The organism is Okeania sp. SIO2B9 (assembly GCF_010672505.1).
GTDB lineage: Bacteria > Cyanobacteriota > Cyanobacteriia > Cyanobacteriales > Microcoleaceae > Okeania > Okeania hirsuta.
In genome coordinates, this window is the sequence record NZ_JAAHGK010000045.1 from 1 (window position 1) to 13,525 (window position 13,525).

6 protein-coding genes are annotated in these 13,525 nt (G+C 41.1%); 4 read left to right on the plus strand and 2 right to left on the minus strand.

Annotated features, from left to right (window positions below; translation table 11 throughout):
• Positions 1-388 precede the first annotated feature (388 nt).
• Entirely contained in the window at positions 389-6,484 is a 6,096-nt protein-coding gene (locus tag F6K13_RS03380; protein ID WP_124154628.1) for a non-ribosomal peptide synthetase, read from the plus strand.
• Between the two features lie 307 nt (positions 6,485-6,791).
• Complete coding sequence (locus tag F6K13_RS03385) at positions 6,792-6,971, plus strand: hypothetical protein (protein WP_287286822.1); 180 nt, start codon at positions 6,792-6,794, stop codon at positions 6,969-6,971.
• Positions 6,972-7,232: 261 nt separating this feature from the next.
• Here the strand turns inward: F6K13_RS03385 and F6K13_RS03390 are convergent, their stop codons facing one another.
• Entirely contained in the window at positions 7,233-8,633 is a 1,401-nt protein-coding gene (locus F6K13_RS03390) for a YdiU family protein (RefSeq protein WP_124143571.1), read from the minus strand.
• 418 nt (positions 8,634-9,051) lie between these two features.
• Entirely contained in the window at positions 9,052-10,260 is a 1,209-nt protein-coding gene (locus F6K13_RS03395) for a transposase (protein WP_287286823.1), read from the minus strand.
• A 437-nt stretch (positions 10,261-10,697) separates the two neighbouring features.
• Between F6K13_RS03395 and F6K13_RS03400 the strand changes: the two genes are divergently transcribed.
• Both F6K13_RS03400 and F6K13_RS03405 read left to right on the plus strand, forming a co-directional pair.
• Positions 10,698-11,486 (plus strand): tRNA-dependent cyclodipeptide synthase, encoded by a 789-nt coding sequence (locus tag F6K13_RS03400; protein WP_161565131.1) that lies wholly within the window; start codon positions 10,698-10,700, stop codon positions 11,484-11,486.
• A gap of 351 nt (positions 11,487-11,837) precedes the next feature.
• Positions 11,838-13,373, plus strand: coding sequence for a cytochrome P450 (locus F6K13_RS03405; RefSeq protein ID WP_124147765.1), 1,536 nt, complete (start codon positions 11,838-11,840; stop codon positions 13,371-13,373).
• Positions 13,374-13,525 lie beyond the last annotated feature (152 nt).

Consider the following 13,525-nt stretch of genomic DNA (forward strand, 5'->3'; position numbering starts at 1 on the left):
ATTATCATTTTCTTTGTGGGTTTAATACCCCACCGTCTACACGGTGTTCAAAATTACTTGGGGTGAGAATCCCCATGTAATTTTCCTCCTGTCTCCTGTCTCCTGTCTCCTGTCTCCTTCTTCAAATAAATTATCTTCATTTACCTTGATCGGGAGTCAAATTATCAGTTAAATATTAAGCATAAATACTTGCTGAATCCTTGACCCCTATTGACCACTATAATTTTCTTCTTACTTCTTATTTCTTATTTCTTATTTCTTACTTTTGACTTATTTTTTATCCTTTAAAGGAGAGGCATTAAATCTTAATTAATTATTCGGTAAAAAACTCAAAGTCCATTATAATCTCAAAAGAATATTGCTATTTTAACAATAAAAACGAGGGGATGTGGCATTGATTCAAGATCAAGAAAATTATAAGTTTTTAAGAGAGTGGAACAAGACTGCCGTAAATTACCCTCCGGATATTTGTCTGCATCAGTTGTTTGAAGCGCAAGTAGAACGAACTCCCAATTCTGTAGCTGTTGTGTTTGAGGGGAACCAACTAACTTATGAAAGTTTAAATCAAAAAGCCAATCAACTAGCTCATTACTTGCAGCATCTGGGGATAGGTCCAAACGTATTAGTAGGAATTTGCCTTGAGCGATCGCTAGAGATGGTGATCAGTCTCTTGGGTATTCTCAAAGCAGGTGGTGCTTATGTTCCTATAGACCCAACTTATCCGATTGAGCGCATTGCCTATATGCTGGAAAATTCTCAAGCTTCAGTGCTATTAACTCAAAAAAACTTGTTAGCTGGATTACCGAAAATAAGAGCGCAAATCATTTGTTTAGATGGTGAGTGGGATGTAGTTAATCAAGAAAATCAATTCAATCTAAACTGTACTGCTTCTGAAGAAAACTTGGCTTATGTAATCTATACTTCTGGTTCTACAGGTCAGCCGAAAGGTGTAGCGATGAAGCATATTGCCTTGAGTAATCTGATTTTCTGGCAACTAGAAAACACAAGAGTTTCACCAAAAGCAAAAACTCTGCAATTTGCACCAATTAGCTTTGATGTCTCCTTTCAAGAAATATTTTCAACTTGGTGTGGGGGTGGAACTTTAGTCTTAATCTCAGAACAAGTGCGACGAGACCCTGTTGCTTTACTACATCTATTAAGAGAAAAACAAATAGAAAGACTGTTTCTTCCTTTCGTTGCTTTACAGCAGTTAGCACAGACCGCTCAAACTTTAGGATTGATTCCCACCAGTTTGCGGGAAGTAATAACAGCAGGGGAACAGTTGCAAATAACTCCGGCGATCGCCAGCTTTTTCGACCAGCTAAAAGATTGTTCCCTTCATAATCATTATGGACCATCAGAAACTCATGTAGTGACATCATTCACCTTAACCGGTTCTACTGAGAATTGGTCAGCACTACCACCTATTGGTCGTCCCATTGCTAACACTCAGATTTACCTATTAGATGAATTCGCAAAACCTGTACCTGTGGGGATTCCCGGCGAGTTGTACATCGGGGGAGTTTGCCTAGCTATAGGCTATCTCAACCGTCCCGAATTGAGTGCAGAACGATTTATTGCCAATCCCTTTAGTCAAGAAGAGGGGTCTCGTCTTTACAAAACTGGAGATTTAGCTCGTTATTTACCTGATGGAAATATCGAATATCTCGGTCGCATTGATAATCAGGTCAAGGTGCGGGGTTTCCGGATCGAACTCGTAGAAATTGAAGCAATACTCGCCCAACACCCCAACCTGCGGCAGACTGCGGTGATTGTCCGAGAAGACCAACCAGGGGATAAACGCTTAGTCGCCTACGTTTGTCCAAATCAGGGGCAAATCCCGACTTCGGGTCAACTGCGCCACTTTCTATCAGAAAAGTTACCAGACTACATGATGCCTGGAACGTTTATAATGCTGGAAGCTTTACCCTTAACACCCAGTGGCAAAGTCGATCGCAAGGATCTACCCATTCCCGATGCTTCAAATTTGCTTCGTGAAACCAGTTTTGTTGCCCCCCGGGATGCAATGGAACAGCAACTAGCGCAAATCTGGTCAGAGATTCTGGGTGTTTCTCCCATCGGAGTCCACGACAACTTTATTGAATTAGGCGGACATTCCTTGTTAGCCACCAAAATTATCGGGCTAGTGCGGGTACGCCTGCAAGTAGAATTACCTCTAAATCTCCTATTCGAGTGTCCCACAGTTGCTGAGTTAGCCCAGGAGGTTATTCCCCTTGAGGGATTAGATGTTGGAGCATCCCTACAACCAATTCCACGAGAACCAATGATGCCAATATCATTTAGTCAAGAACAAATGTGGTTTCTCAATCAGTTAACACCAGAAGAACCAGTCTGCAATGAAAGCTTGACCATTCATCTAGGTGGAGAGATCGATATTCCTGCCTTGGAAAAAGGTCTCACAGAAATCATCCGTCGCCACGAAATTCTCCGAACTACCTATCCACTGGTTAACGGTCAACCCTGCCAGGAAATTCAGCCACCATCTACATTTACTTTACCAATAGTCGATTTGCGGCAATGGTCAGAAACCGCAAGAGAAACAGAAGCACTGCGTATTGCCACTGAACAACTTCGTCAGAGATTTGACTTCAATCAAGGACCCCTACTGCGAGCTACTCTAATTCAGCTTACTTCAGACAGCTATCGACTCTACTTCGCTATTCACCATATTCTGGTAGATGCCGAATCGTTGAGCCAAATAGTACAAGAATTAGAAATTATTTATACGGCATTTTGTCAAGGTTTACCATCACCTCTGCCAGAATTAACTATACAATATGCCGATTTTACGGTTTGGCAACGCCAGCGCCTAAAAGGAGAAATACTTTCTCATCAGCTTACCTACTGGCAAAGACAACTCGAAAACTTACCCCAATTAAAACTTCCCACTGACCGTCCTCGCACTGCACAAACGACTTTTGCTGGTTCATTTGTTCGTCACCGACTCTCATTTGACTTAATCGAAAAGCTCAAAACTCTTAGCAACAAAGAAAGTGTTACCTTATTTGTGACCTTCGCGACAGCAATCAAAGTTTTGCTTTATCGCTATTCAAATCAGGAAGATATTGTTCTAGGTACTGTCATCTCCCAACGCACCAGACCAGAGTTAGAAGGAATGATGGGAAACTTTATCAATACTTTAGTTTTGCGTAGTGACCTGGGCGGCAACCCTAGTTTCTGCGAACTGTTAAAGCGAGTCCGGAATGTTTGTTTATCAGCTTATTCCCATCAAGATGTGCCGTTCCAGAAGGTGGTAGAAGCCTTTCGCCCCAATCAACAAGTTAACCAAAATCCCATGTTTCAGGTGGCTTTGACGATCAATCCACCTCTAGTAGGGGACGCACAGACGCGGGGACGCGGGGACGCGGGGACGCCTATAAGAGAAATTCCACCCAAAATTTCGCTCACTCAAAAAGCTGATACTCAGTCTTGGTCTCCCACCGAAGACAAGTTAGGATGGAAGGCGTTTCACTACAAGGTAGATCCTGGGATTTCTAAGTTTAACCTCACTTTCTCTCTCTTAGAAGAAGGAGCGGAGGGAATGGTTATTGTGAGTGAATACAACAGTGATTTGTTTGATGCCACTACAATTAAGGGGATGAGTGGGCATTTGAGTACTTTGCTAGAGGGAATCGTTACCAATCCCCACATAAGCATTTCTGAATTACCTCTGTTAACGGACAAAGAGCGTCATCAACTATTAGTGGAGTGGAATAATACTCAAGCTGAATATCCAAAAGATAAATGTATTCATCAGTTGTTTGAAGAACAAGTAGAAAGAACACCGGATGCAGTGGCGGTAGTATTTGAAGACCGACAATTAACTTATCACCAGTTAAATTGTCAAGCTAATCAACTAGCGCATTATTTGCAAACTCTGGGGGTTGCACCAGAGGTATTAGTGGGTATCTGTGTCGAACGTTCTCTGGAGATGATAGTGGGATTGTTGGGGATTCTTAAAGCTGGTGGAGCTTATTTGCCATTAGATCCCAGTTACCCAGCAGAACGTTTGAGTTATATCTTGGAAGATGCAGCAGTACCAATATTAGTAGCAACTAAATCAGTTTTATCAAATTTGCCACAACATCAAGCCAAAGTGGTTTGTTTGGATAGAGATTTAGAAACACTCCCCTCATCTCAAGAAAGTACAGATAATCCTGCTATGGCAGTAACTCCTGACAATTTGGCTTATGTAATTTATACTTCAGGTTCAACAGGACAACCAAAGGGAGTCTTAATTTCCCATCAAAATGTCACCCGTTTATTTCGCACAACTGAATCAATTTACAATTTTAACACTAACGACTGCTCGACATTATTCCATTCCTACGCCTTCGATTTATCTGTGTGGGAACTGTGGAGCGCTCTGCTGTATGGTGGTCGCCTTGTAATTGTGCCGTACTGGGTTAGTCGTTCTCCAAAAGAATTCTACGATCTGTTAGTCCAACATCAGGTGACTGTCCTGAATCAAACTCCATCTGCATTCACTCAACTAATTGAAGTCGATCAAGACTATAGTGTTGATGCTCTCAAACTACGATATGTCATCTTCGGGGGGGAAGTTCTACAGATAAAAACTCTTGTCCCCTGGTTTGAGCGGCATGGCGATCGATTCCCTCAGTTAATCAATATGTATGGTATCACGGAGACAACAGTCCATGTAACATACAAAATCTTAAGCACAGACAACATAGAACAGGTCAGTAGTCCAATTGGAAAAGCTTTAGGCGATCTGAAAATTTATATCCTTGATCGTGATTTACAACCAGTACCCATAGGAGTAACAGGAGAACTACATATTGGTGGTGCAGGTTTAGCACGAGGATATCTAAACAGACCAGAATTAACAGCAGAAAGATTCATACCTAACCCTTTCGATCTTCACAACTCTAAACTATATAAGACAGGAGACTTAGGTAGATATTTACCCGATGGCAATATAGAATTTATCGGTCGCATCGACAACCAGGTAAAAGTGCGAGGATACCGTATTGAAACAGGAGAAATAGAATCGACTCTCACTCAACATCCCAGTGTTAAACAAGCAGTAGTATTAGCAACAGAAGATAACTCTGGTAATAAAAGTCTAGTCGCTTATCTAGTGCTAGAAAGTGAAACTCCAGAAGGATCGCAGACAGAAGCAATAGGAAAATTGAAACAGTATCTGAAACAGCGGTTGCCGCAGTATATGATACCAAGCGGGTTTGTAGTGTTGCCGCAACTGCCACTGACTCCTAACGGTAAGGTAGATCGTAAGGCATTACCTATACCGGATAATATCAGTAGTGTATCAACGGAGTATGTTGCTCCTGAAACAGAGACACAGAAAGCATTAGCAGAGATTTGGCAAGAAGTGTTGGGAATAGAACAGGTGGGAATGCATGATAACTTCTTTGACCTCGGTGGTCATTCTCTGTTAGCAGTGCGTCTCATGGCTGAGATTGAGAAAGAATTTGGCCAAAATATATCTTTAGCAGCCCTTTTCCAAGGTCCTACCCTAGAAAAATTAGCCATTCTACTGCGCCAAAGCGGGGACGCGGGGACGCCTATAAGAGAAATTCAACCCAAAATTTCGCTCACTCAAAAAACTGATACTCACTCTTGGTCTCCCTTAGTTGCTATTCAACCCCAAGGAAACCACCCACCGTTCTTCTGTATGCCTGGTTCCGGTGGCAATGTGGTCTACTTCCACCAACTTGCCCGTCATCTGGGAAACGAGCAACCCTTTTACGCTTTGCAACCTCCATCCTTAGATGGGGTATCAGAACCCTTTAGTAGTCTTGAAGAGGTAGCTGCCTACTACCTCCAAGCCATCCAAACCCTTCAACCCTCTAGTCCGTACTTCCTCGGCGGTCATTCCTTTGGGGGTCTAGTTACTTTTGAAATGGCACAACAGCTACAACAGAAGGGAGAAACAGTCGCCCTACTCGCCCTATTTGACTTTCCCGCCCCACTTCAAGGTACCACCCCAAAACAGCTAGATTGGGATGATACCCGATGGTTGTCCAATATTGCCCATATGCTAGAAATTTTATCTGGGAAAAATTTCGACATTTCTTATGAAACCCTCAAACCTTTAACTCCTGAAGCACAATTAAACTATCTCAAACGGCAGATGGAAATCGTCAGTTTATTGCCACCTAACTCAGGAATTGAACGAGTGCGTGGGATTGTCCAAACTATTAAAGCTGAGGAATTGGCTTTTATGAGTTATCTCCCACAAAGAAGCTATCAAGGTGCGATTACCCTGTTCCGTACAAGTAAAGTTGATCGGGATGAATTGGGAATGCTTGGTGACATTCCCACAGATACAACTTGGGGATGGAACCAGTTTTCTAGTCAACCTGTAGAGGTTCATGTGGTTCCTGGAAATCATATTACCATGTTGAGTGAACCTCACGTAATGGTATTAGCTGAAAAACTTAAATTTTGTCTAGCTAAAGCATGGAAAACTGAATTATAAGGGATTTATCAAAGCAAGATTTATTGATTACCGTTGCTGATTATGGGTATGATTATGCCGTTCTGAGAAACCTATGATTATCTATAGATAGCCATTTGGTATCTTTGCAAAGTGGCAACAGTTGTCATTGCGACCGAAGGGAAGCAATCTCATGGTCAAACGAGATTGTTTCCTTCCACTCCGTTCCAGTCGCAATGACGAATGCAGTGACTAATTACCCGGATTTTATATAGCGCTGTGCGCAGGCAACAGGCAACAGGAGGAATAAAAGACCGATAGTATAATATCATGTCCGGTAGCATCGGTCTTGTATAGCAAAGGTAAGGAAGAAGGAAGAAGGAAGAAGGAAGAAGAAAGAGGGAAGAGGGAAGAAGGCTACCCTCGCAAGAAAAAACCATCATTTCCTGTAGATATTCACCCTTGGGTTTACACAAACGATATAAACGGACATGATATAAGACTTTTAGCTATTGGACAGTTCTTGTAATTTGTAAATATGCCAGCGCACATTGCTATAATAATGCAATTAAGGGGATTTGATATAAACAGGACTTACGCAAACAGGGAAATTATACACCATTTGTAGGGATTAACGGCCGTTAATCCCTACAAATTTAGTTAATCTGGTAAGAAGACAAATTGATATTATTAGGACTTATATCATGTCCGGATAATCAGTTATAAAAAAAACTTTCTCCCTTCTAACCTTTTCTTTCCCTCTGCCTTCTGCCTTCTGCCTCCTGCCTCTTCAATCACATATTTGCTTCAGTAAATCATAAAATGGCTGCCAATTATCCTCTACTGTAATGGATTCCCATACTGATTCAATTATAGGTCGAATTAAACTTTGTTGAGGATTATATTGCTTCAACCTTTCTGCCATTGCTTTTAATTCATCATTAGAATAAGTCTGTAATAAATGATAATAATATTGTCGCCACGACTCCATTAATTCTGATTGTTCAAAATCAGCAAAAATTTGATTAACATCATCACGCCAATCTGGAGAAAATTCTTTTCTCAATCCTAAAAAGAAATCGTGATAGCCAACCTGAGAACTTTCCAGCAGTTTAATAGTTAGCTGAAGTAACTTTTCTGCATCTGTTTCTGGCAAATGTTCAAACCCTAACCTATTAATCATTAATCGCCTATATTCAAGCAGATAAACATCATCAAACTCATCTAAACTCGCCCTCATATTTTCTCGGTCAATAACTGCAGCTAATGCGTCTTGAAGTAAGTGTAAATTTGACTTACAAACTAACGGTTGATGACTGTAACGATAAAGACCAGAATAATCAAAATAAGCTGCTGTAAATTTGGGGTCATAAGTGGGAATAAAAGCATAAGGACCATAATCAAAACTTTCCCCAGTAATTGACATATTATCAGTATTTAATACACCATGACAAAATCCCGCAGCCATCCATTGAGCCACTAATTTCGCAACTCTTTTTACTAATTCTGAGTAGAATAAAGAATAGTGATCGCTCTGTTCTTTTAATTCAGAATAATAATAATCAATTACATGATCTAATAGCTTTTTAGTTAAGTCGGGACGTTTGAAATAATACAACCTTTCAAAGGTACCAAACCGGACATGAGAACTACTAAAACGTACCATCACCGATGAACGAGTAGGAGAAGGTTCATCTCCACGCCATAACCCCTCCCCAGTTTCAATCAAACTCAAACATCGAGAAGTACGAACCCCATGACGATGTAACATTTCGGCGGCTAATACCTCTCTGACCCCACCTTTTAGAGTCAGTCTGCCATCCGCACTGCGAGAATAAGGTGTTCTACCGGAACCCTTTGTGCCAAAATCATATAATTCACCATTTACCCCACGCACTTGACCATAAAGAAAACCCCTACCATCTCCTAAATAAGGATTATATTCACCAAATTGATAACCGTGATAACGTAGAGCTAAAAAAGGTCCGACACAATGAAATTTACCAAAAGCTTCAATAAAATGCTCATCCTTAACATCTTCAGGAGTTAGTCCTATTTTAGGGAGCAATTTATCATTACGAAACCGCAAAATATGTTGGGGAAATTCAGCAGCAAGTACTTCATCATAATAGTCACCACCTAAAGCTTGGATGGCAGGTTCATAGTTGAGCGAAAGGAGAGGATTAGACATTGTTTTCTAAGTCAAAAGTAATATCATAAGTTAAATCCAGGAGATTATGAGTTAAACATTTTTTTATTATTTTTCAATACATTCACTTCTGCTCAAATCTATTCTGTAATTAAAATTGTACAAACATGATTATATTATATGAAGGAAATGACAAGATGGAAGAAGGCTATCTTCTCAGAGGCTGTTTGTAAAGAATTATGAAGTGTTTTTGGCCTTTGTTAATCTTTTAACTATTGTGCTATTGTGGGGGTTCGAGGGAGCTATAAGTCCCGCGTTATGGCTTCCCAGTTCTAAGCTCTGTATCAAAAAGACAAAACTTGAGAACTTATGCAAATAAGCGATGTGTATTAAACTGATGCCTACAAGAGCAGTTTGTTAAACGTCACCGTACGAAAAAAACTGTAGAAAATTGCAGTTGTTAAATTCTTGATATTGGATTAACCAATATAGGCTGTACGGCACAGCTCACTATTCCCTCGGCAGTAAAGCACTCTGGGAATTTCTTTCTGATAATTTGAAGACTACCATTGATATCCGCATTAATCACTTTACCAGTTCCACTTCTAAACAAACCACGTTTGACTCGTTTTCCCACATAATTTTCCTGCTGACATGGCAATTCTAGGTCAAGTGCAGAAGTAATACTAGTGTAACTTTCTTCTGTATCCATAACTTTGATACCAGCTAGTTGACATTTATAAGTTATCTGTTGAATTAGCTTTGAGTGGGGTATTTGGGTAAAGTTTTGATTGTTTTTTTTACCGATGTTTGCACCCTGTTTCCAGTTATCATTTTGGCCGATGACTACAATACCAATTCTGTTAGTGACTAAATAATTCACCACTAATTTACTGGTGTTATGCAGATAATTCTCGACAAAACGATTTCGGCGGTAGGTTAACGCTTCAATCTTACGGCTAGTTTTTCTGTTGCCTTTGAGATGACTTTGGTACTTAGCTTTACGCTTATTATATAGTTGATTGACGCTTTTTAGTGGCTTCCCGTTAATCAGCATAGGTTTAACACCGGGCTTGTTTGTAGATAGAGCTACTAATCTGTCAATCCCTAAGTCTATTCCGGCTACATATGTTGAGTGTATTTGTGGCTGAAGAGTTTTTTCATACAGTACTTCAATTATATAGCAGCTCGTAGCAGGTACTATCCTGACTTCGATTACAGTTTCCACAACTACAGGTATTTTGATTTCACTCATGGATAAGTGACAAATACCATCTTTTAGAGGGGCTTTATAGACTGATTCCTTTGAATATATAACTACATTTCTACCTTGAGTTTTATTCTTATACTTTGGTATTTTGGGTTTACCTAAAAACTTCCCTGGATGTTTTGACCATTCTCCCATTGCCTGAAAATAACCACGCCAAGTGGCAACCAAGCATTTGATTATTTGTTTTGATACTTTAGTTGGTAATGATCTATAGGCATCACTCTCTTTGGTTGCATGGTATAGTTTGGTTAAATCCAGACTATGACCAGTAGAGAAAAAATGCTGACGACAGTAATAATTAGCCAAATTATACAAGTTTTTTGACTTAAAGGCTAACTCATCACACACTCGCCAAAAGTTATGTGTTCGGTTAATAATATGTCTGTCAACAAGTCGCATTCATGCAGAATTATTTCATTTTTTTAGTTACCTGTTTAATATTAACACACATTTGTTACAAATACCAACTATTTTATACAATTTTCATTCAACAGTTAATCACCCCGATCCTAATTCCCCCAGTTTTCAATATTCAGTTATATCAAATCCGTTTAATTCGGTATAAAAAAATGTTCCATCTTCAACCATTACCAAATATTTCTCGATAATTCCCCTCCACCGGAGGGGTTAGGGGTGGGTCCCCACACTCCCCACCATAATAATCTAATTACACCGATGCTACCGGATTTGATATTATATCATGCCCGAAGGCAATCGTTTGTGTAAACCCAAGGGTGAGTATATACAGGAAATTTAAGTTTTTTTTTCTTGCTATTAAACCTTCCTGTCTGTTTCCCGTTCCTTACCTTTGCTATACAATACCGATGCTACCGGACATGATATTACTTGTTTGTTGTCTGATAAAAATGTTTATGGCTTCTTTACCACCAGTTCTAGAGCGATTAAATAACTCTCCAACCTCGGAATTAATTCTTGGGTTGCAATATAAAGCTAAAATTGATTCTGTACATCCTCTCTGTGCCAGGACTAATTTTGAACAACTTGATTCCTGTTTTTTAGGAGTGAGTCTTGAGAATAGTAATTTTCAACCAGCAAAGGTTAAGGCCATGGTTGAATGGATTTCCCGGAGGTTTTCCCATTGTCTAGTCTTGGTGGGAGACAGCATTCACCGTATCAATATAGAACTGAAGCGATCGCTAGACCAAGAAACTGCACTGGTTGAAGCTTTAGAAATTGGTCGTGCTTTCGTTCGGGAACAGGAACATATTTTTAAGGCATTTGGAGAGCAGACTAAATTTACCTTCGAGACTTGCAGTCAAATTCAGACCTGGGATGATTATGCACACTTTCACCAATATCTCCAGATATATTTTAAAAGCAATGCTAAATTCCGCTCGTCAGTTGAAGCATTTAGTCGCAACTATCAGATTAGGCGATATTCAAACCAGAGCGATACCTTGCTCGAGCAGCGCATTCGCCGATCCTGTGACTACTTCTTAGAGGAATTTGCTATTTTCGCCTGTCTTCAAAAGCGTGGGTTTTCGGTCATGGTATACCCAGGAACATTCAGCACCCTAACTGAGATTGTCAACGGAGATTATCCAGATATTTTGGAAGAGATTAAGCAATTAATAATAGTATCTCTCCATTTTAAGAAGCGCTAACTATGCATAAGTAGGGTTTGCTGAAAAAGTCTTATGGGTAAGGCAAGGAGACAGGAGACAGGAGTCAACCCACCCCTAACCCCTCCCCTCCTGGGAGGGGAAGTCAGGATAAATGGGAATTAATAGAGGAGGTTGGAGGAGGAATTGTCCCTTGATTTTTCCGCCTTTGTCTGCTCAAAATGCTAACTTTTTGAGCTTGAGCAACCGACAAGCTTGCACTTTTTTCGCTCCAAAAAGTCTAAATCCTTTATCTGTAAATACTTTGAGGGTTAATCAGCAAGCCCTAAGTAGCCACTTAACTTTGATATAATCCTGAAAATCTATCTTGTAGTCTAGCGAGGAACCAGTACTATGACCAATTCAGAACGACCAGAAAATGCTCTCACAAGGACGCCAATGCCACTCTGGCTGCATCTCTGGGGGCGAGTAAACAGATGGGGGGAACGCCTGCTTGGCACTTTTTGGCTATTTCGATATTTTAGCTCTCCTTTCCCCGGCGTACTTGCCCATCATTTTGGCCCAAATCTTTTCCAAGACCACGGAAATGCCTTTCGCCAAGCAACTGTCGATAGAGGAGAATCAGCATCAAACTATTTTCGCACTTCAGGTATTAGTGCTTGTGCTGAGGCAAACGGGGGCATTTGCTCTTTCCGATTTAATGGACAGATTGCCATTTACCAAAACACGAATGTTCCCCTCACGAGAGACCAGGTTCTAGCACCATCTACAGACCCGGTCAGTGGGCTATTCGGTGATTTTGTCGGCACTCTGCCAAACGACCATCCCCTTCGCCCAGGGAAGCGAGCTGCAGTGGAGAGATCCCTTGGCAATCTAAATTTCATCGCCAAGCTTGAGCCAACTGTGAGAAAACACGCTGTGGACTACCTCAAAAGTGTGGCGAGTCAAGAAATGCCTCTCGACGACTTTGCACTTTTCCTTGTCGCCCATGTAGACAGCTTCGTTCCCGGAATACTTGACCTGACTCAAACGCCCCTGACAACTTATTTGGCATCAACAGAGTATGGTCGAGTGACGCGGGACTTCATAGATATTGCCTCGGAGGCGATCGGTAAGGTCAACCCTGCGGCTATGAGCGACTTTGAAACCATTATTCCGTTTGTTCGCCAGCTTCTGACAGACAACTTTGAAGCCTTGGAAGCAGCTCCTGACTCGAACCTGATCCGGCGGCACTTTGCTCTCTGGGAGCGATCGCTAACAATCCCAGAAATTGAGAATCTCGACCCCGCCAAGTTGAAGGAACTCGGTGCTATCATCGTGGCAACTTACGAAACTACTGCCTTGAGTATGTTGTGGCTCCTTGCTTTTTTGGAAACCTCGCCCGATATTAAAGCAAGCGTTGTTACCGAGGCTCGTTCTGGTGGTAATGAGGAAAAACTATCCTTCATCAATAAAGTTGTACTAGAGGCATTACGCTTAGGTGGTAGCAACCCCACAGCATTATGGCGTCGCACGACTACCCCTTTTGTTCTTCAGCATCAGGGGCGTTCGGTCACAGTTCCGCAGGGCACTATGATGTGGCTCGATCGTCAGCAGGCGAACTCCGATCCGTCGATATTCCCTAATCCGAACCTATTCGACCCAACAAATATAGATGCCATCTTAAAATCTAATCGCGAAAACCTCAATTCGGTACTTGCACGCGATCGCTATGAGATCAATTCCTTCAGCATGACCAACTCTCAGGGAAACCCTCGCAAGTGCCCTGGAAGAATCTTCTCGGTACAGATGCAGTCTATTCTGTTATCGGAGCTTTACAGTCGCTACGAAGTTTCAGCTCAAGGCATTGACCTACAGTTAAAGCACTATAAGACTATGCCCCGACCTGCACAACCAGGAACAATTGTCATCGAACCTCTAGCTGAATAAAGTTTGATATAAAATCAGGTTGAACACTTATTAGACTTGTCGCTTTATAACTATAAAAAACTGCTAAACCCTTATCATGTAAGGATTTTAGCAATTTCCAGTGCAAAACGTATGGAATTACTACTGTGTCTTAATTTGAGCGATTTTTTCTA

Excerpts from the sequence above, each read along its gene's own strand:
- F6K13_RS03390 (WP_124143571.1), bottom strand. The coding sequence starts at position 8,633 with ATGTCTAATCCTCTCCTTTCGCTCAACTATGAACCTGCCATCCAAGCT.
- F6K13_RS03395 (WP_287286823.1), bottom strand. The coding sequence starts at position 10,260 with ATGCGACTTGTTGACAGACATATTATTAACCGAACACATAACTTTTGG.
- F6K13_RS03400 (WP_161565131.1), top strand. The coding sequence starts at position 10,698 with ATGATATTACTTGTTTGTTGTCTGATAAAAATGTTTATGGCTTCTTTA.
- F6K13_RS03405 (WP_124147765.1), top strand. The coding sequence starts at position 11,838 with ATGACCAATTCAGAACGACCAGAAAATGCTCTCACAAGGACGCCAATG.